Origin of the sequence: Desulfuromonas acetoxidans DSM 684, from assembly GCF_000167355.1 — a bacterium.
Taxonomy (GTDB): Bacteria; Desulfobacterota; Desulfuromonadia; order Desulfuromonadales; family Desulfuromonadaceae; genus Desulfuromonas; species Desulfuromonas acetoxidans.
Window position 1 is genome coordinate 1 of record NZ_AAEW02000020.1, and the last position, 21,671, is coordinate 21,671.

A 21,671-nucleotide genomic window follows, 5' to 3' on the forward strand; every position below is an offset into this window, starting at 1 on the left:
CCCTGTATTACAGTCTCATTTCAACCTTGTGCTCAAGGGCAGCGGCATTCCTCGTTATGTGTTTGCCACGGGCTCGGAAGGTGTTCAATCGACAAGAAAGTTACGGCTCTTTAAAGCTGTTGAACTCTACTTAAAAAAAGTCGCGACTCTTTTTTATGATGGACAACAAGTGGGGAAAATTCGTCCTGAACTGGATCCTGACGTCTTGTCCTACATGTATCTTGGCCTCATTCAACCAGGAATTCTTCTGCAACAGATGAGTGATGGAGAGTTTGACATAGAATCTCACGTTGAAGCAGCTTGGGAGATATTTTCCAAGACAATTTCGGTTACTTCACAAAGCGGTCAACCAAGGCCCTAAGGAAACACTATGGATTTGTAAACAAAGTACAATATAAAATTTTTTACATTTTATGTGAACTTAAATTCACAACTTGTCTAAAAAGTTCTGCCGCTATCTTGCATATTTAAAAAGATGAGATAGCGTTTACTTTCAACCAAAGGAGGCTGTCTATGGATAATCGTTTAACGTTTTTACTCATCTGTACCACTCTGTTGATGACTGCGGGAGTAGCTTTTGCTGGAGATCTCTGTATTGATTGCCACAGCAAAACATCTCCCGGCCAAGTTGCCGACTGGCAAGCAAGTCAACATTCACACGTCGGCGTCACTTGTGACACCTGCCATGGAGATGCGCACACCTCTGCTGACGACTACAAAAATGCTGTACTGCCCGATGAAGCGGTCTGTGCCCAGTGCCACGAAGAACAGTTCACCTCGTTCTCACACGGCAAACACAACTATGGCTGGACCGTATTGAATGCCATTCCGGCAACTCACATGGCCCCAGATGAACTGATTGAAGGGGGCCGCGGCTGTGGCGGTTGTCATAACATGGGGATCAAGAGTGAAGAGCAAAAGGCTGACCAATTGGCCAAAGGCTATCGCTATCAGAACAATTCTTGCGACGAATGTCATACCCGTCATGCCTTTTCCCTGAAAGAAGCCCAGAACCCTAAAGCCTGCCAGCAATGTCACATGGGATACGACCATCCACAGTGGGAAATGTGGTCGAGCTCGAAACATGGTGCGCGTTACTTTGCCAAAAAAGATGGAGATCTTCCTGAAGGGGCAGCGGCACCAACATGCCAGGACTGCCACTTACCCGATGGCACCCATGAAAATCATACTGCTTGGGGATTCCTCGGTGTTCGCTTACCGTTGCCGGAAGACCCACAGGCCGCAGCTGATCGCGTTACAATCCTCAAAGCCCTCGGCGTTTTACATCCCGAGACGGGTGAACCGACAGCCGTTTTTGATGCCGTCAAGGCTGTCGACATGGCACGACTGGATCAAGCTTCATGGGAAAAAGAACGCAACAAAATGCTCGATACCTGCACTAAATGCCATTCCCGCACCTACGCCAAAGAGCAGCTTGACATGGGTGATGCAATTTTGACAAAAGCGGATCGCCTCATGGCCGATGCAATTGAAACGGTGGCGGCTCTTTACAAAGACGGGATTATCAAGAAGCCTGAAGGTTACCCCTACAATTATCCGTTCATTCTCGCATTAATGCATACCAACGGTGCCAACTGGAATGAGAAACTTGATGAGCTTTCCTACATTGATCAGGTTCTTCTGCAGATGTATTTCAAGCATCGTATGCGCGCTTATCAAGCCTTCTTCCATGTCAATCCGGATTATGCCTATTGGTACGGCTGGAACATGATGACTCAGGATTTAGGTGAGATAAAACATCTAGCTCAACAACTGCGTGCTGACCAGCAGAAGTAAATGACAAAAGAATTAGGCCGCCCCATTCAGGGGCGGCCATCCACATATTCAACACTCAAAAGGGGCAGGCAATAATAGTCGATTAAGTTGGGCAGGTGATACAACCGCACTCAGGAGAGGTTTATGAATCCGCGCAAAATTAAAGACGATATTTACTGGATGGGGTATATCGATTGGGAAGCACGCCTCTTTGATGAGCTTATCCCCCTGCCAGATGGAACTAGTTACAATGCTTACCTTATTGCAGGCAGCAAAAAGACAGCTCTGATAGACAGCGTAGAGTCAGAGTTTTTCTCAGACCTTGAGGCTCAGCTCAAGGATGTTACCAAGCTTGATTATCTAGTATCATTGCATGCTGAACAAGATCACTCCGGCAGCATTCCTAAAATCCTGGCTAAATATCCCGAAGCCAAACTAGTAACGAGCCCCAAGGCTAAAGGGATACTCATGGATATACTCGATATCGCCGCAGACGCCATTATCACAGTCGCAGACGGAGAAATCCTCTGCCTGGGGGATAAAACGCTGGAGTTCATCCATACCCCATGGGTGCATTGGCCAGAAACCATGGTGGCCTACCTTCAAGAGGATAAGATTCTCTTCAGCTGCGACTTTTTCGGCTCCCATATTGCGACGGCTGAGCTATTCGCCAGTGATGAAGCGCGTGTTTACGAAGCGGCAAAACGCTACTACGCCGAAGTCATGATGCCTTTTGGCAATAGCATCAAAAAGCATCTACAAAAACTTGCACCTTATGCAATTGACATCATCGCTCCCAGCCACGGTCCACTGCATAAACGACCATCTTTTATCATTGATGCCCATAAAGACTGGGTCGATGGACAACTGAAAAATGTGGTCATTTTGCCCTACGTTTCCATGCACAAAAGCACTAAAAAAATGGTAGACCACCTCACCGCCATGCTTACTGAGCAGGGTGTTCGCGTCGAGCTGTTTAACTTATCAGTTACCGACATTGGCAAACTGGCGATAGCTTTAGTCGATGCTGGAACAATCGTTGTTGGCACCCCAACGGTGCTTGCCGGTCCCCATCCCGCCGCCGCTTACTGCGCCTTTTTAGCCAACGCCTTACGTCCGCGAAGCAAATATTTATCGATTATCGGCTCCTATGGTTGGGGCGGTAAAACAGTAGAAGTGTTGGCTGGAATGGTTCCCAACCTCAAAGTCGAAATTATTGAACCGGTACAGGTAAAAGGGTTTCCAACCGAGGTGGATCTTGCCGCCCTTGAGACTTTGGCGAAAACGATAGCGGCTAAACACAAAGAGCAGGGCTTTGTCTAATCTGCGCACAGATTTCTCCAAAACATTAGATTGTTACCGGTGTTCAGCTTGGCATATCAAAAGGAAACAATATGTTGTTGTATCGCGATTTAAAAGAGGACTATCAATTTACCGAGGAAGAAGCGGATATTTTACACAAGCTGCAACCGCGCATGGAAGCCCTCGCCGAAAAGTTTATCAGTGAATTTTATGACTACATCTGGGGATTTGGCAAAACTGCGCAATTTTTAAAAAACAAAGATATCATTTCGCACCATCGGATAAAAATTAAGCAGTGGTTTCTTAATCTATTTTGCGGCGACTACGATCTCACTTATTTCACCAATCTGTACAAAATAGGCGAGATTCATGTGAAGATTGGATTGCCTACCCACTACGTCAACTCGGCATTCACTTTCACCAGAACTTTTATAATTAAAAATTCTGTCGACGAAAAAGTTGACAAAAAGCAGCGCATTGCCGAACTGGCTGCTATAGAAAAAATAATCGACATGAACCTCGATGTACTAACCAGCTCCTACCGCGAAGAGGAGCTAGGTAAGTTTTTATCACTCTCTGGTTTTGAAAAAACAATTCTAATCGGGTTAAAAAAGTTCAACTCCTATATAAATCTATTTTTGGCCATAGCTCTGGCATTTGTGGCAATTTTTTCTATCAGCCTATTTGGTTACGATATCTACCTCCTTTTCTATTCGGATATAGGGGTAGAAAAAGGAATTCTAACCATTCTCGGCAGTTTGCTGGTTTTATGGGCAGCGATAGAGTTGATCCATGAAGAAATAAAACACCTGCAGGGAAAAATTTTCGACATCGGCACCTTTATTATGCTGGCCATGGCCGCGCTTATTCGCAAAGTACTGATATACTCTTTATCTGCTGAAAAATCTCATGAGCTCATTATTATTGGCGGCGTAATCGTTGCGCTCGCCGCTGCTTACTGGCTCATCGGCAGGCAGGACAAAAAAAGCACGCACTAAATTTGCCACCACGATGGTCTAACTGAATAAAAAGACCCATTAACTTACGTAGCGAAAGGATGGTAATGGAAGCTAAGATTGAACAGTATATCCAGGCCATGATTTGCGACCAGGCACCAGATGCTATTTTGTTTGCAGACCGTGCCGGAAATATCCAGTTATGGAATCGCGGGGCGGAGATGATTTTTGGCTACACCAAAGAGGAGGCCATCGGCAAACAACTTGACCTGATCATCCCGGAGAAACTTCGTCAACGACACAACGACGGCTATATCAGAGTCATCTCAGAGGGGATAAGCAAGTACTGCGATGACCTCCTTTCGGTTCCAGCCTTACCCAAGGATGGACACGCGTTATTCAGCGATTTTTCAATCATTATGATTAAAGATAATAACGGCGTGATGCAAGGTGTCGCCGCCATCATGAGAGATTCGAGCGAGCAAAAAAACAAAGAAAAAGAGCTGAAGAATCAGATCAAACAACTCAAAGCTCAACCAGAATAGTTTTAGTTTATTGCCAAAAATATCGGCATCAGAAAACTGGTGACATGATGCAAACTTAACAAATTTTCTCAGTCGTCAAACACCTAAATGTGAAAGGAGGTGCAGCGGATCGAAATAGCCCCCGTTACAACACCGAAATTGCAAAAGGTAGCAACTTTGTACTGAAAGGAGGTGTTTGCATGAAAAGATGGATGAAAGCCGTACTGCTGGTGGCAACCGGGGTTATTCTTGGTGTGCCGCTTATGAGTATGGGTTATTACACCATGGTGCGCACATCCACCCCGCAATTCTGCGCCATGTGTCACGAAATACGACCTGCCTACAGGGACTGGCAAACCTCCAGTCATGGGTTTAACACTCAGGGCGTTGTAGCGGATTGCATGGACTGTCACCTTCCAGCACCGCATGACACTTTCGATTTTTTCTATGCTAAGGCCTATCATGGCGTCAAGGATGTTGTCGCGCATCTGTTTCTTGATGAATATGATCGCGAAAAAAATCGTCACCATGCTTGGGCAGACATCAGCAATGATCAATGCATGAAATGCCATCGAAACCTGCTCTATATGCCTGATAAGCGTGGTGCCATGATGGCTCATAGAACTGTCGTCTATGCCCGAGAAGGTTACGAAAAATTGTGTACCGACTGTCACAGATATTTAGTGCATAAACCCAAATCCAGCTATTCCTATAGTCAAAAATTGTAACAACACAGCGTGATGCCATTCTAGGGAGAAAGGAACTGCCATGAAAACGTCAATAACTGTTGTTGTCTCTGTAATTCTCGGTTTGGTTCTGGCAGAAACAACATTTGCTGCCAACCAAGTTAAACTCAAAGATTTTCGCCTGGAACGCAGCATGTCCAAACAAGCACAAGCTTGTCTGGAATGCCATAAACAGGAGCATCCGGGCATTTTCTCGGACTGGGCAGAGAGCCGCCATGCAAGCGCTAACATTACTTGTCTTGATTGCCACTTGGCCGATGAGACAGACCCGGATATCAGCCAGACCCATTTTAAGCAATATCAACGCAATGACACCCCGTGGGGCCGTTCTGAATACCGCGTGCCCATCGCTGAAGTCGTCACCCCAAAAGACTGTTCTCGCTGTCATCCCGACGAAGTCAAAGAGTACAGCGTCAGCAAACATGCCAATACGATTGAAATCATGTGGAAGGTCGATCCGTGGCTGAACAAGGGAATGAACTCCGATATCGAACGCCAGGCAGGGTGCTATTACTGCCACGGCACGATTCTGGAGATGGATGACCAAGGGCGGCTTTCATCAGAAACCTGGCCGAATGTCGGAGTGGGACGCATCAACCTTGACGGCAGCAAGGGAAGCTGCACAAGTTGCCATACGCGCCATCGTTTTTCTGTAGCTGAAGCTCGCAAGCCAGAGGCTTGCGGACAATGCCATTTAGGTCCGGATCATCCACAGATTGAAATCTTTACCGAATCCAAGCACGGTGATATCTATGCCGCCTTTGGTGACGATTACAATTGGGATGCCGCACCAGGGACCTGGACACCAGGCATTGATTATCGAGGACCCACGTGCGCATCTTGTCACATGAGTGGTTCCGGGAATCAAATGACAACCCACGATGTCACAGAACGGTTAAGCTGGGAGTTGCAGGCACCGCTCACGGTCCGCCCAGAGGATTTCAAACCATTCCCAGCCAAGAGTAACTGGGTTACCGAGCGCAACAAGATGAAAGACGTGTGTAAACAATGCCACGCCAAAAACTGGGTTGAAGACCATTACACCAAAACCGATGCCGTGATCAACGAGTACAACGAAGTGTATTACAAACCGGCAAAAGCCATGCTTGATGATCTTTACAGCAAAGGTCTTCTCGATAAGAGTAAATTTTTCGATGAGCATCTTGAGGTCGAATTCTACGAGCTGTGGCACCACGAAGGTCGTCGAGCACGCATGGGGACGGCAATGATGGCACCAGATTATGCTTGGTGGCATGGTTTCTATGAGTGCAAACACCGGTATAATGGGTTTATGCAAGAAGCTCGACACCTGATTGAGACAGGCGAAAAAGCCTATATCTTTAAAGACTTCCCCAATGCCACTGGGGACACAACCCGACCACCGGTTCTATTTGGCAAACCATAATCCCAATCAGGGTTCTGACTGAACAGCCCCCCTGTCTCGCATGCGACAGGGGGGCTTTATCAGAACTGCACGATGAGTAAAAGCAGAGATACTGAGATTCCCATATACTGGCCAAAAGACTTCAATTAAAGGAAAGAATTCGTTCGCAGAGAAAAAATCTTATCCTCCCAGCCTAGCTTATAAATCCATCTTCCGTAATTTTCGGTAAAATATCTGCCATTTTTTGAGGTTTTGAGAAGTAATAACCTTGGCCAAACTGGCATTACGAAGACAAACAGCTATAAACTTGCCGCACCAAGACATTTGGATCGAATTTTGGAATAAATGCGGTGGCTCCAGCCTCATGGGCTTTCATTTCATTTGTCGGATTGCTCATCGAACTATGTAGAATAACAGGGATTCCCCCAAAGCCCTCGAGTGCTCGAAATGAACGTGTAAATGTAAAGCCGTCCATACCTGGCATTTCAATATCGGAAATAATCAAGTTGAAATCTGGCAGTTTATCCCCCATTACCCTGCCAGAAATATCCTCAAGAGCTCTAACTGCTGAGTGATACTCAGTAATCTCCATACCAAGCTGTGACAATGTGTTCCTCATCATCATCAAAGCAGCATTTGAATCATCAACCAAGAGGACATGTTTTCCTCGCAGAAATGCCCTCTCTTGTTCCAATAGGTTTGTGTCAAAATCATCAGCCAGCCCGACTATTTCAGAAAGGATCCCTTCGATATCAAGTAAAAGGACCATTTCCTGGTTATCGTCGTATGCAATAGCTACGAGAGAAGGCGCTTCGAATCCGTTCGGTTTTTTGATATCCCCCCAACTTCTTGTCAATAAAACTTCAGGAGATGAAACAAGGAAAGCATTGAGCTGGTTATTGTATTCACAGACGACCAGATATCCGAGGGTATTTATAAAGTCAACAGGCTGCAAACCTATGGAACGCGCCAAATCTATCACGGTGATGGCGTTACCTCTAAAATCGACTACCCCCCTAACAGCGGGATTTGAATAGGGAAGACGATCAAGTCGCCTCGGACATTCTACGATTTCAATTATTTTAAAAACGTTGATGCCATATAACTGCCCATCCGTCAGCCGAAACGTCAGCATTTCCATCTGATTAGAGTTAGACAAAGAGGTCCTCGTCATCACTTCTTGAAGTGTCTTATCCTCCGCCATGTCTCACTCCTTAAATGTGAAGAGGCGAAAACACGACCTCCGCCCCACAAAAAAAGAAAACACTAACAATCCCTATTTTGAAAATTAAAATCCTATAAAAACTATCGTCTTATTTGACGTGAATGTCAATATTTAAACAGAGAAAGGCCAGGAAGTTTCCGTGCAAGCATCTACATTTTCACAACACAATTTCGTCCTCGTCTTTTTGCTTCATAAACACCCTGATCTGCACGATCAATAAGGGAGGAACCCTGCTCATCCTCCTGGTAGGTTGCAACTCCCATACTGACCGTTACCTGAAGAGATTCCCCCGAACTGAGATTAACGCTACTTTCTGAAATACGTTGCCTGATCCGTTCCGCGAACAGATACGCATGATCACCATCAGTCTCCGGCACCAGAATACAGAACTCCTCTCCCCCATATCTCGCTAAAATATCGGTATCACGAAGCATGGACTGGATCCTGGTGGTTATTTGTCGCAATACCTCATCGCCCGCCGCATGCCCGTAGGTGTCGTTAACAGCTTTAAAATGATCCAGATCATAAAAAATCACACTCAGGGCTTTTTTATATCTTTTAGCTAACTGACAAAATTGATCGGTATAGATAAAAAGCTGCCTTCTGTTCACGGCACCAGTCAATTCATCCGTTGTGGCAAGCCGTTCGAGCTTTTGCTGAAGCAGAACCATCGTGGTTATATCCAGAACAGTACCGACCATGCCAACAAGGTTGCCATCCTCGTCGGTACACACTTCGCCTTGTTCTCTTACATACTTTAATTGACCTTGAGAGTCGATAATACGGTGCTCTACTTCATAAGGTCTCAGTTGATCCATGCTTACCTGAATAGCTTCATTAACCTCATCACGATCCTCCGGGGGAATTTTATCGATGAAATATTCCAGGGTAGGCCGATATGAATTTGGGAGATCCCCCATCATTCTGAAAACCTCATCGGACCATTCGAGCTCATTATTTTTCAAATTCCAACGCCAGCTACCTAAGTGAGCCATTTTTTGCGCATGATTCAAACCATGATGGGTTTCATCAAGATTTTTAATCATACTATTGAATGTCTTAGTCATTATGGAAAGCTCATCACGCCCCCTATAGGTAAAGAATCTATCCTCACCTGTTTTGGAGGCTAAAGTCTCCAGGTGGTGAGTAAAAGAGAACAATGGATTGAAAATTGCTCTCAAGGCATAAAGGGTAAACAACAAGACAATGCAAAATGCTCCCCCCATGAAAAGCCAGATAAGACGACGTGAATCAATGAGAGGCTCCTGAATCTCATCCAGGGGATAATTTGCCCCTAACACCCAATCCTTTATGCTTAGCTTTTTAAATGCGGAAACGGCTTGTAAACCTTTGCTATTAACGTTTTCGTCACAACTATCAATCCCCTTCATAGCCAAATCAAATAGCGGATTTACACCAACAGGAAAATCTTTTTTCATTATCCTGGTGACATCAGGATGTGCAATAATTTCTCTATCCATGCTGGCTAAAAAGAAATAGCCATCCCTCCCCAGCTTTTGTTTCGGTAGATCGCCCAGAAAGTTATTGTCCAACAGATCCAGCGATCCACAGAAAAGTGCTATAAGGTCATTCTCTTCGTTGAAAATGGGTACCGTCATCATAATTGAGGGATGATTATCTTTCTGGGAAGAGGCATATGGATCAGAAATAATTGGTTTTCCTGACTGAACGGTTTCTTGGTAATACTGACGAAAACTGTAATCACGACCACGGCGCTTCGGTTTAAATGGCGACTCGACAATAAGACTTCCCTGTGCATCAAAAATAAAAAGCCCATTATCAAACGTACTCAATAAGCCACGGCGGTCATCTAGCCATTCCTGCAAAATAGCCGAGTCAGAGAGTGATTGGCCTGGAAGGACTTCGGCAACAGAAATTAAAGTTCGATGGGCAGAAAGCAATTTTCCATTAATATTCGATGCATAATTTGAGACGAGATTAAAAAAATCGACTTTAAACCGTTTTAAATAAGATTCATATAAAAACGACGTCGTAAAGTGTCCCAAGAGAACAAAGATCACAATAAAAACGGTTCCTAACTGTAACGCGATAGTGCCTCTAGTTTTGTATGTCATAAAATCACAGGTCTTTTAATATGGAATAAAATCAGGAGTCAGTTCAAGAGCCATAAAACACGTTATCTCAGGTATCCCACAAGTGAATACCTTCGGCCCGAGAGATTATTTTCTTCTGCTGGCCAATCGCATACAGCCAGCAATTTTGATCACGCATTGCCAAACGTTCTCCGACACCGGCACCTTGAACATTTCGTACATACACACTAAACGTTCCATAGGAAAAATGAACGACACGACCGCTCTCGCCACCAAAACTTTCTGAGACCAGTTCAATGCCCTCACGGCTTAAAAATTCTCTGGTGAATTTGACATTCGCCTCCCCGACAGTCATCCCATTTTGACCAGACCTCAAGCCTTTCAATACATTCCCGCCGCCAAAAGCCTTTGCCTTTAAATAGAGTCTTTTAGCCCCAAGATGAAGCATATCATTGATAAGCAGTTCCATCGCATGCACACCATAGCGCCCAGCCTCAGTGTGCACTAATGGCACGCGATTATGACTCACAAGAAAATGATTCATCCCCATCACCTTGTTGACAGGATCAAAAAGACAAACCGCAACACAGGAACCCAGAAGGGTTGAAATCATAACCGGAGAATCGGATACATAGTATTCTCCCGGATCAATAATAATTCGCGTATTGCCTTCATATATCTCTTTTCTCATGGTGCTAAAAAAATCCTACCTTTAACAACGGATAAGTTGTTTAGAAATATCTGCAGCCGGCATTGGTTTATAAAAATAAAACCCTTGGATGAAATCACATTGATTATCTCGCAAAAACATCAACTGCGCAGAGGTCTCAACTCCTTCTGCAATGGTCTGCATACCCAGGCTTTTAGCAATACCAATAATACTTGTGGCTACTGCATCCGCACTAAAATCCATCGTCACATCATCAATAAAAGAACGATCAATTTTCAAATAATCCAAGGGAAGTCGTCGAAGATAATTGAGTGAAGAATACCCAGTACCAAAATCGTCCACGGCAAGCCGGATACCTAATTTTTTTAAATCTTCCATAATGCGGATCGCCGAAACAGGATTTTGCATAATCATGCTCTCGGTTAATTCAAATTCAAACCAGGATGAATCGATCTGATACCTATCGAAAATGGTTGAAACCTGCTCAGGGAGGTCCAGCGATTGAAACTGCTTTGCCGAAAGGTTTACCGCAACAGGAACAACAGAATACCCCTGATCACACCATTGCCTTAATTGTCGACAGACCTCTTCGATTACCCACAAACCGATATCAAGAATCATCCCGTTTTGCTCAGCTAAAGGGATAAAGACCCCAGGTGAAATCATGCCTCTATCTGGAGAAAACCAACGCAAGAGTGCTTCGAGGCCGACAACCTTTTCACTACTAGCATCGACTTTAGGCTGATAGTATACCTGCAATTCATTCCTAGTGATCGCTTGGCGCAAGTCTGCTTCAAGTTCCATAGATTGGAGCAGATGCTGATCCATCGAAGGCTCAAAAACACAGATATCACTTTGAGTTTCCTTGGCTTTATACATAGCGACATCAGCATGACGTAGCAACTCTAAAGAGCTTATTCCATGATCGGGGTAGTAACTGATTCCAGCACTGGCGGTAACAAGAAGTTGCCTTCCATCGAGATTAAAAGGGTTTGAGAGTTTCTGAAGGATCAACTCTGCGACATGTAGTGCGTCAGCCAGACTGTCCGTTTCCTGAAAAACGACAACAAACTCATCCCCTCCAAGACGGGCGACAGTATCGGATTCACGGACGGCATCCAATAAACGCTCCGCGACAAGCTGAAGAAGCCGGTCTCCACAATCATGCCCAAGGCTGTCATTAATAACTTTAAAACGATCAAGATCCAACAACATCACAAATACCAAAGAGTGGGACCGCTTGGCTTTTAAAACTAATTGATCAAGACGGTCATGCAGCAATAAGCGATTCGCTAATCCGGTTAAATTGTCGTGTGTTGCCAGATATTCGAAATGAAGAGCATTCTCCTTCTCCTCGGTAATGTCTTCACCGATAAATACAAAGTGGCTACACTTCTGATTGAGGTCATATGCTGGAGCGATAGAGATGCGCTCCCAGTACATTTTTCCATCTTTTGTTCTTGCTTGTCGCTCTTCTGTCCATGGGTCTGTAGAGGTATATTTGTTGTCATTATTACCTAATGCGTTTACACGCTCTCGGATAAATATATTAATAGGATTCAGACGATTTTTACATTCTTCGAGAGAAAATCCCTTCCTTCTCGTAAAGTCCTGATTGACATAAACGGGCGTCCCATCAACAGTCGCCATCAATATACAAATAGGGCTTTGATCAATTGCCTGCAAAAGGCGATAGCTCTGTTGTTCATACTTATTGCGCTCAGTTACATCAAGAAACAGTCCATATTGGTATTCTTTCTCTCCAAAAGAGACTACCCCCCCTTGAACTTCAACATCCCTCAACTTTCCGTTTTTTGTAATTAATTGAGAATTCAGGATTGTTCCAAAGTCTTCGCCGTGGTGCTTTTGGAATGTTATGCTGACACCAGTACTTTTATCTATTTCACTGTCTGGATGAAGTATGCGTTGCGGTTGGCCAATCAATTCATCAGGATGCCGCTCCACCAGATGTGCCAAATAATTATTACATTCTACAATTTCAGCCGATTCAAAATCGGCGACACAAATTCCGATAAGAGACTCTTCAAACAAAACACGGTATTTTTCCTCCGAACGACCAAGTTCTTGTTTCACCTCATCCTCACGACGAAGTCGATCTTGAACCTGAAAACGAAGAACCAGCAAAACGACTGAACCAATGCACCACAATAAAAAAAGATGGGACATGTCTTTGCTGAATAAATTTAACTGTGCTTCGCGATAGGGTGCCAGAGGGATTGAAACACTGATGCCACCGCGGATATTACCCTCTTCATATCCCTGAGCCCCATGACACTTCAAGCACATCGCTTCTGTATACACGGGCCGAATCATACGAAGATGCTCTTGTTCATCAATAAATTGAATTGAAGTAATCTCGTTAGGTCTAACTTCAAACTGTTCGAGACAAGCTCTCTCCCAATCATCCGGAACATTCTCAGGACGAAGCGGGTTCAAACTTGTGATATGGCCCTTTGAACCATATTGAGCAGCACCAAGTTCGTGAACTTGACGGGTCATATAAGCGGGATTGACCAACGTGAGGTGTTTTCCATCTGTCGTGACAACATCACGGTTTGGAACATGATCTAGATAAGGATTGGGAGGGGTATAGTCACTAACGATCACATAAACTCCACCCTGTTTTGCCGCCCAGCGCCGATAGAGCAAATCCTTATTGAAGCTACCCAGAGTCTCGGACCGGGCCATACTGATTATAAGCTGTTCCTGATTACGATACTCCACCCAGGCAAAATAAAAGATGAGCCCTGTCCATAAAATAAAGAGCGTAAGCCACAGGCCTTTTGTCGATGTTCTATGCGTCATAACCACCCCAATCTGCTTAGCGTCAGGTTATCCCTGAAATCTTTTTACACAGTTTTTCCCGGCTTTTTTGGCCTCATAGAGACCCTTATCTGCCGCCACAAGCAGATCTTCAATGGTTCTAACATGTTGCGTCAAAGCCGCGACTCCGATACTCGCACGGACCTGACAGAGATCGCCTCCCAGAGGATACTGCAACTGGCAAACAGCCTGATGCAATAACTCACCGACGGACATTGCCCCCACAATGTCCGTCTTCGGGCAAATAATCAAAAATTCATCGCCTCCCATGCGGCACACAATATCGTCTGTTCTTACCGTTTCTTTAAGTTGACGAGACAACAGGCAGAGCACTTTATCTCCGGCATCATGGCCGTAAGTATCGTTAATTTCCTTAAACCCATCGGCATCCACCATAATGCATGCCAGTGGATGCCCTTCAGAATCCGCTTCTTGCCACAATGTTTCGAGAGACAGCAGCGCATAGCGACGATTATGAAGCCCCGTCAAAAAATCCGTCATGGCCAGATCTCCCAACTTCTGATTGGCCTCGGCGAGCTCCTGGGTTCGTTCATCGACACGCCGTTCAAGGGTCTGATTCAACTCACGCAACGCATGATTACGGCTGAGCACCTGATGAAATAAGCGATTGAGCGCTTCAAGAAGGACGCCCTTCGCCCCATCTGACTGATGTTCACAATTTTCATATGCCTCTTGAGGTGCTTGCCCTTTTTGGATAAAAGCAACTTGCTCACCAAAAGTTCGATCAGAACCTAGAATGTGGTAAACAAGCCAGTTCATCAAAAACTCGAATAAGGGCTTACCCGTATCGCGGCCCAGTTTGCTTTCACCGTAGAGATGCAGAACACTCTGCAGAAAGCTGGCATGTTCATTTTTATGGTAGGCAATATGACGAGAGTCGATGCCAGTCGACTCCATCAAGTGTTCTTCTTCAGAAAAATGATACTGTGTATAAGACACCAGCTCTGTAAAAATTTCTTCCATCTCTTTGCACAGGGCATTCTTATCCGAGAGAATCTGTCCAAAACGATTGGTGATTTCAACAAGGTGACGATGTTGCTTGTCGACCTCGGCAAGACCTGTTTCAAAGTTTTTATTCCAGACAATGACATCCATAGAAAACATCCCATTTTAGGTCAGGCGTCGATTTTTGATGATAAGTACATCTCTTCTATAGCATCAGCAGAAAGAGGACGACTCAACAAGAAACCTTGGACTTCATCACACCCATGGTCCGTTAAAAAGTGTTTTTGCTCTACGGTCTCAACACCTTCGGCAATCGTCTTCAAACCAAGGCTTGTCGCCATAGAAATAATCGCAGTTATAATTGCGGCATCATTCTCGTCAGTTTCCAGATCCATAACAAAAGAACGATCTATTTTCAGCTTTGAGAACGGGAACTTTTTTAAATAGCTCAGAGATGAATAGCCAGTGCCAAAATCATCGATCGCCAGATTGAACCCCAGACCTTTAATGGCATTTAACAGCTCCATGGATTTTTCCAAACGATCCATAACTGCACTTTCCGTAATTTCCAGTTCAATCAATTGAGGATCTATCTGAAATTCATTCAGGCATTCTTCCAACACATGAACAAAGTTGTTCTTTTTCAACTGCAGGCTCGAAACATTTACAGCGACGGGCACGATGCGAGCAAAGTTGTTTTGCCAGAACTTTGCCTGTCGGCAAGCCTCTCTCAACACCCAACGACCAAGCGGATGGATCAAGCCAGTTTCTTCAGCAAGGGGGATGAACTCACCGGGAGAAACCGGTCCTTCAGTTGGATGGTTCCAACGAATCAGTGCTTCAACCCCCACGAGGCCAGCATTTTTAAGATCGAATTGTGGTTGATAATGAAGATGAAGTTGATTGTTCTCTAAGGCATGTTTAAGATCAGCTTCCATACGCAAGCTTTGCGGGGCGACCTCACCATATTTTGGATCATAAACCATCACGGCCCCACCACCCATATCGTCTTTAGAGAGACGCATCGCAACATCTGCACGGGCCAGTAATTCGGTGGCATTCTCGGCATGGTCAGGGTAGAAAGCAATACCTATGCTTCCCGAAGGAATCAATTCTTGTCCGTTGGCAAAAAAACTCTGCTTGACCTCGGTCAAAACTTCATCCGCAAAATCAAACACCACCTCTTTCGGGTCCCCTTCAATCAATAAGAAGAACTGGCTTCCAGAATCTTTCGCCAGCGAAGAATGATCACATGTGAGCTTTTTCAACCGTTGAGCAATCTCCTGCAATAGGCAGTCACCGACATGATGCCCCATGGTCTCATTTATTTTTTTAAAACGATCGAGGGTTAGACTCAAAAGAGCCAGGGAAGAATTATTAAACAGAGCCCGGTAGATGGCCTGATTAAGACGGTCAATCAACACGGAACGGTTCGGCAAACCGGTCGCACTATCATAATGGGTCAAGTCGTATATTTTACGTTCATGTTCAACCAAGCTATTTTCCACCTCAAGTCGCTTGGTAATATCGCGAAATGATTCGATCACACCCAAGATATTTCCCATGTCATCAAAGTATGGAGCGGCTTGGATTTCATAGGTCTTATTTTTCTCATCAAGATGCTTAATAACGGAAGCAGGTTTTCCGGTTTTCAAGACAGTATGCATGGGACAGGACTGAGATTGATAATCACAAGGCAGACTGCCACGATGAAATGCTTCATAACAACAGACCTCAGCTGTTTCATCGATTTTCCCATCCGCCAAAAACATGGCAGCCCGATTGGCCTTTTTGATATGTCGGGAGGTGTCCATTACCAGAACAGGATCAACCATATTGTCGATCACCATCTGAAAAAACTCATACTCCTTTCTCAACTGCTGACGTGCTTTCTGCTGCGCTGTAATATCGTGAACAATGAGAAATAAACACTCTTTTTGATCGACAATGACAGGACTCAACCGCACTTCAAGATAACGCAACTCCCCTACATGCTGATACGGAAGTTCAACAAACTCCTTACGATGATCGAGGCAAGGAGACAAAAGACAGTCCAACTCTGACTCTGAAATCCCGTGTATCCCATAAAAGCTTTTGGCCTTAAGCGCTTTAGACGACATATCATAGAAACGTTCTGCAGCCACATTGACATCCAATACACGGTATTTCTCGGCATCGAGCAAAAACATAATCGACTGGTGAGAATGAAACATGCTGCAAATTTGGCGTCGTTTCTGCTTGAGGCTGACTTCACGAGTAACAACTGCTTTTTTCATTTCATAAAAAGCATTTGTCAGAATATCGAATTCATTTTTTGCTTTGTCGCGGTAAACTAACTCAACCTGATCATAGGTTCCCTCTCCAAGTCGAATAGCTGCAGTTTCCAAGCTCTGCAATCTCTTAAGAACGGTCTTCTGCATGAACATCATCAAAACGATAAACATTGCAAAATATCCCGCAGAATTAATTGCTGCGATTGCGTAAAATTTACTTTTTTGTTCCTCGCGAAAGGCGGTGTAGGGGATTTCTACGACTAGAAGAGCCGGTGCGATATCGTTGCGCGGGCCAGGTTGTATCTTCTTATGGCACCCCACACATAAATCCTGATAAAAGATCGGTTGAACATAACGAAAAAACATCGTTGATTTTTCAACAAGATCACTGAACTCATTGAGCTGCGGATTTTTCTTGAACAGCTCGACAAGAGCGTTATCGCCTTTCAAGAGCTGGTGATTTTCATTGTTGGGAAACCGCGCCGCATAACGAATCTGGATACCATCCTGACCAGTCTTGGCAAGCTTCTCTGCTGATGCAGTTAAAAGATTTTCTTTGTGAACTGTTGATGATGTCTGCCCCGGTAAAAGACTTGAGCGACATTGATTTTGATAAAGAGAGAGTAAAGAACAGATACTGCGTGCTTGCGAAGTAAGACGTCCGTGAATATTTTCTTCAACTTTGCCATTAAAGAAAAACAGAGTCGAAAGCAAAGAGAGCAGACAAGAGAGAAAAACAACAAACAAAAACTGAGTACGAATTTTCACCTGTCGCCTCCCTATCAAATGAAGAAAGCCATAGCAATAACCATCACATCATTTCATTAGTTACAATATTAGCACAAATCAAGCACGTTACGTGGAATCTGACTTAAAGCGAGAACCTTATCAACGCCGCCAAGTTTAATCGCCTCATTGGGCATACCAAACACAACACAGGAGGCTTCATTCTGGGCAAAAGTCACTGCTCCGGCTTCTTTCATCTCCTTCATCCCTTTGGCCCCATCATCCCCCATGCCAGTCAAAATCACCCCAATAGCGTTTTTACCGGCATAGCGTGCCGTACTGCGAAACAGAACGTCCACGGAAGGGCGATGTCGTGATACCAAGGGTCCATCTTTAAGCTCCACGTAATAACGAGCACCACTACGCTTGAGTAACATATGACGGTTTCCCGGAGCGATTAGGACATGACCTCGAACCACGGAATCACCATTTTCTGCCTCTTTTACGCTCATCTGACACAAAGTATCCAATCGTTGAGCAAAACCACGGGTAAAGTTCTCCGGCATATGCTGGACAACAACAATACCTGGGGCATCCATAGGGAACTGTTCTAAGAAAACACGCAGAGCCTCAGTACCACCTGTGGAAGCCCCAACCGCGATAATTTTCTCCGTTGTCTGAACCATGGCCTTTGAACTGGCGCGCGACAAAACAACATCCGCGGTATGTTTTGGTTCCACTTTGCGTTGACGAATGGGTTGCAGACTCCCAGATGTTTTCGCTGCAGCTTTAATCGCATCACAGATCAGAACCCGGGATTCCTCAATAAATGTCTTGGTGCCCAATAAAGGCTTTTGGATAATATCTACGGCTCCAAACTCCATCGCTTTCAATAACGTCTCAGAACCTTTTTCGGCAAGACTGGAACAAATGACCACCGGTATTGGATGCTGACTCATGATCTTTTGAAGAAAAGTCAATCCATCCATACGCGGCATTTCAACATCAAGGGTGATGACATCAGGAATCTGTTTTTTCATCCTTTCCGCCGCAACAAAAGGATCACTGGCAGTAGCCATGACTTCAATATGGGGATCGCTTTCCAATACAGCTTGTAGTGCCTGTCGCACAACTGCCGAATCATCAACAATCAGGACTTTAACTTTTGCCATGACAACCCCCTCCCTCTATCTCACAGATCAATACAAACAGCTGAAAATCAAAAAAAATCTGGAGCAAGATCTTAAACAATCAACAGCACTGATACACCGTCGGAGCCACTTGGGTTAACGGCACATTAAAGCCGTGCAGCGATTCGGAATGACCGAGGAACAGAAAACCTCCTGGCTGTAATTTTCGACAGAATTTACAGACAAGCCGTTCCTGAGTCTTTTTATCGAAGTAGATGATGACATTGCGGCAAAAAATAACATCCATCTGATGTGGCAGACTAAAGTCTGTATCCATAAAATTCAATCTGCCAAAACGGATTTTCTTACGCAGCACAGGAGCGATCCGAACTAGTGGGTTGTTGCGGTCTTTACTGCGCAACAGATAGCGTGAACGCATCTCCATGGGAACCGGTTGGATCCGGTCACTGTGGTAAATGGCCTGTTTGGCATGATCAAGTACTTTGGTGGAAATGTCCGTGGCAATAATCTCGTAATCAAAAGAACGTGCGGACTGCTTGTTTGCATAATCCTCCAAAACCATGGCCATGGTGTAGGGTTCTTCCCCTGAAGAGCAACCGGCACTCCAAATTTTGAATGAACGCGATTTCGAAAGCCCCTGTTGCCAACCTGGAAGGATATTTTGAGTTAGATAATCGAAATGGTTGGATTCACGGAAAAAGTCCGTTTTATTGGTGGTAATCACGTCAAAGAGATGTACTCGCTCTAACGCCTGCCCCTCATCACTAAAAAGAAAATCACAGTAATCCGTGATGCTGCCAAGCCTCAAAGCCCTAATCCGTTTTGACAAACGGCCTGTGAGCATCGTCTTCTTTTTTTCTGATAAAGTGATACCCAGCTCTTGATAAATGTAACGGCTAAGCCGGTCAAAGTCCTGTTCTGTCAAAACCATAACTTTTCCCTCGGCAAGGACTTAGGGGTAGCAGATACTCCTGCTACCCCTCTGATCAGATCTAAATACGCTCTGTTGAATTAATATTCTTCAAAGTCCTTATCTAACGAATCTTTTCCGGCGCCCATGTCGAGCATCAAACCACTACCACTGCTTTTAGATGGTGCTGTTTTCTTAGGTGCAGGGCCAACTTTGGGAGCAGCTATCGATTTAGCAACAGAAACTTTTCGCCCTGTGGAATCTGACTTAAAGAAAGACATGGTCTCTTGCAGTTGATCGGCCTGAGCATTGAGTTCTTCTGAGGTCGAAGCCATCTCTTCTGCTGCTGCGGCATTTTGTTGGATAACCTGATCAAGTTGCTGGATGGCTTTGTTGACCTGATCGGCACCTGTATCCTGCTCTTTACTGGCTGCTGCAATTTCCTGAACAAGCTCAGCTGTGCGTTGGATGTCGGGGACCATCTTGGTCAACATCTCACCAGCATTTTCCGCAACTTCAACACTACTCGATGACAAATCGCTGATCTCAGCAGCGGCGCTCTGACTCCGCTCAGCCAGCTTGCGGACTTCCGAGGCAACGACCGCAAACCCCTTGCCATGCTCTCCGGCTCGTGCCGCTTCAATAGCCGCATTCAGTGCCAGCAGATTCGTCTGGCGGGCGATTTCCTCAATGATGGAAATCTTCTCGGCAATATCCTTCATCGCTTTAACGGTTTCCTGAACGGCCTGCCCACCACTTTGAGCATCTTGAGACGATTTAAGAGCAATCTTCTCCGTCTGCATGGCATTATCAGCATTTTGCTTAATATTGGCGGCCATCTGCTCCATGGACGAAGAGGCTTCTTCAGCCGCAGCAGCTTGCTCGGTAGCTCCCTGGCTCATCTCTTCGGAACTCGCCGACAGCTCCTGACTCCCGGAAGCGACGTTGGTCGAAGCACTTTGAACGTTTTCAACAACATCTTTGAGTTTTTCGACCATCTCGTTTAGAGCATTGGCCAGCTGACCGATTTCATCCTTGGTCGACACATCGATACGATTGGTCAAATCACCATTGGCAATGGTCTCCGCAAATTGCACGCCTTTGATGATGGGCTTGGTGATCATACGTGTAATAAAGACCGCTATGGCAATGCCTAGGATCAAAGCAATGCTCAGACCTATAATCATAATATTTGATGAAGATTCAAGCGCACTGACAGCTTCCTTAGCAATTCGATCAGTACCAGCGACTCCGGCTTTTGCCAAACCGCTTGATAGTGATGTTACCTCAAGACCAATATCTGTCCTTTTCTTTGCATAGTCCTCATTTTTCAACCAGTTGTCTAAAAATGATTCCATCGCTTTGTGATACTGAGCCCCAGCTTGTTTTACTGCATTGAGCTCATCTTTAACAATCTGTCGCTTGGTCACTGCGAGCAATGCATCAATGTTGTTGTTGATCTCCGGGAAGATTTTGTACGCACTGCGCAGAATTTCAGGGGAGCGTTGTGTTTGAGACTTCCAAGCAAGAATTCGAACATTATTTCCTAAATCAATAACTTCATTTGCACGACGAATTTTCTCGACCATCTCTTTAAGACGCGCTGCACCTTTCCCCGCAGCAAGATCGTTCTCAAATGTCTCATGCATATGGGCAAGATATTTTTTTGACGTTTCCATATACGTCGCCGCTGCGGCATCAAGCTGGCCTCGGTTTTTGTCCATCTCTTTGTTCACAACAACGGTTTCTTCAACTAACTTTGCATACTCATTTACACTTGATTGGATCTCATCGACATTACCTTTGAGTTTTGTGAGATGTGATGCTTTTTCAGAAAGTTGTAGAGCAAGATTAAGGTTTTGATTAACCTCATCCAGAGATTTACGACCTTCCTGAAGAAATTTTTCATCTGCCGTGAAACCATATCCTCGTAATGCGTACATCGTCGACAGAGAAGATCTTTCGATATTGTTCGCGACCTCAACTTCAGGAACATATTCTTCAGCCAAAACAGTTGACTGTTCATTGACTGAGTGCATATTCCAGATAGCAAGCCCGCCCAATGAAATAGCGATCAACAGTAGGACGGCAAAACCACTTCCGATTTTCACTCCTAATTTCATAAATCAAATCCTTTCCTAAA

The 21,671-nt window shown here is 44.9% G+C and carries 15 protein-coding genes and 1 pseudogene; 7 read left to right on the plus strand and 9 right to left on the minus strand.

The window, feature by feature from the left end; translation table 11 throughout:
* The 7 genes and pseudogenes from DACE_RS18345 to DACE_RS14075 all read left to right on the plus strand — a co-directional run.
* A pseudogene (locus tag DACE_RS18345) lies at nucleotides 1–361 on the plus strand (hypothetical protein); the annotation flags it as partial.
* A 152-nt stretch (nucleotides 362–513) separates the two neighbouring features.
* Entirely contained in the window at nucleotides 514–1,797 is a 1,284-nt protein-coding gene (locus DACE_RS14050; RefSeq protein WP_005997856.1) for a multiheme c-type cytochrome, read from the plus strand.
* A gap of 123 nt (nucleotides 1,798–1,920) precedes the next feature.
* Entirely contained in the window at nucleotides 1,921–3,099 is a 1,179-nt protein-coding gene (locus DACE_RS14055) for an FprA family A-type flavoprotein (RefSeq protein WP_006002287.1), read from the plus strand.
* A 71-nt stretch (nucleotides 3,100–3,170) separates the two neighbouring features.
* Nucleotides 3,171–4,076, plus strand: coding sequence for a protoglobin domain-containing protein (locus DACE_RS14060; protein WP_006002289.1), 906 nt, complete (start codon nucleotides 3,171–3,173; stop codon nucleotides 4,074–4,076).
* Between the two features lie 65 nt (nucleotides 4,077–4,141).
* Nucleotides 4,142–4,579 (plus strand): PAS domain-containing protein, encoded by a 438-nt coding sequence (locus tag DACE_RS14065; protein ID WP_005997859.1) that lies wholly within the window; start codon nucleotides 4,142–4,144, stop codon nucleotides 4,577–4,579.
* Nucleotides 4,580–4,758: 179 nt separating this feature from the next.
* Nucleotides 4,759–5,286 carry a cytochrome c3 family protein gene (locus tag DACE_RS14070; RefSeq protein WP_005997860.1) on the plus strand — a complete coding sequence of 176 codons (528 nt, stop codon included), beginning with the start codon at nucleotides 4,759–4,761 and terminating at the stop codon, nucleotides 5,284–5,286.
* 40 nt (nucleotides 5,287–5,326) lie between these two features.
* Nucleotides 5,327–6,709, plus strand: coding sequence for a multiheme c-type cytochrome (locus tag DACE_RS14075; RefSeq protein ID WP_006002291.1), 1,383 nt, complete (start codon nucleotides 5,327–5,329; stop codon nucleotides 6,707–6,709).
* 262 nt (nucleotides 6,710–6,971) lie between these two features.
* Here the strand turns inward: DACE_RS14075 and DACE_RS14080 are convergent, their stop codons facing one another.
* The 9 genes from DACE_RS14080 to DACE_RS14120 all read right to left on the minus strand — a co-directional run bounded on the left by DACE_RS14080 (nucleotide 6,972) and on the right by DACE_RS14120 (nucleotide 21,651).
* Nucleotides 6,972–7,892 (minus strand): chemotaxis protein CheV, encoded by a 921-nt coding sequence (locus DACE_RS14080; protein ID WP_006002293.1) that lies wholly within the window; start codon nucleotides 7,890–7,892, stop codon nucleotides 6,972–6,974.
* A 170-nt stretch (nucleotides 7,893–8,062) separates the two neighbouring features.
* A complete protein-coding gene (locus tag DACE_RS14085) occupies nucleotides 8,063–9,955 on the minus strand; it encodes a sensor domain-containing diguanylate cyclase (protein WP_162013612.1) in 1,893 nt (630 codons plus the stop codon).
* A gap of 121 nt (nucleotides 9,956–10,076) precedes the next feature.
* A complete protein-coding gene (locus tag DACE_RS14090; RefSeq protein WP_006002298.1) occupies nucleotides 10,077–10,679 on the minus strand; it encodes a chemotaxis protein CheD in 603 nt (200 codons plus the stop codon).
* 21 nt (nucleotides 10,680–10,700) lie between these two features.
* Nucleotides 10,701–13,484 (minus strand): EAL domain-containing protein, encoded by a 2,784-nt coding sequence (locus DACE_RS17560; RefSeq protein ID WP_006002300.1) that lies wholly within the window; start codon nucleotides 13,482–13,484, stop codon nucleotides 10,701–10,703.
* 27 nt (nucleotides 13,485–13,511) lie between these two features.
* On the minus strand, nucleotides 13,512–14,618 hold the full coding sequence (locus tag DACE_RS14100; RefSeq protein ID WP_006002302.1) for a GGDEF domain-containing protein: 1,107 nt from the start codon (nucleotides 14,616–14,618) through the stop codon (nucleotides 13,512–13,514).
* Between the two features lie 20 nt (nucleotides 14,619–14,638).
* The gene (locus DACE_RS17565; protein WP_006002304.1) at nucleotides 14,639–17,509 is read right to left on the minus strand and encodes an EAL domain-containing protein; all 2,871 of its coding nucleotides are present in this window, start codon (nucleotides 17,507–17,509) and stop codon (nucleotides 14,639–14,641) included.
* A gap of 68 nt (nucleotides 17,510–17,577) precedes the next feature.
* Complete coding sequence (locus DACE_RS14110; protein ID WP_006002306.1) at nucleotides 17,578–18,639, minus strand: protein-glutamate methylesterase/protein-glutamine glutaminase; 1,062 nt, start codon at nucleotides 18,637–18,639, stop codon at nucleotides 17,578–17,580.
* Nucleotides 18,640–18,718: 79 nt separating this feature from the next.
* The gene (locus tag DACE_RS14115) at nucleotides 18,719–19,549 is read right to left on the minus strand and encodes a CheR family methyltransferase (RefSeq protein WP_006002307.1); all 831 of its coding nucleotides are present in this window, start codon (nucleotides 19,547–19,549) and stop codon (nucleotides 18,719–18,721) included.
* An 80-nt stretch (nucleotides 19,550–19,629) separates the two neighbouring features.
* Nucleotides 19,630–21,651, minus strand: coding sequence for a HAMP domain-containing methyl-accepting chemotaxis protein (locus DACE_RS14120; RefSeq protein ID WP_006002309.1), 2,022 nt, complete (start codon nucleotides 21,649–21,651; stop codon nucleotides 19,630–19,632).
* Nucleotides 21,652–21,671 lie beyond the last annotated feature (20 nt).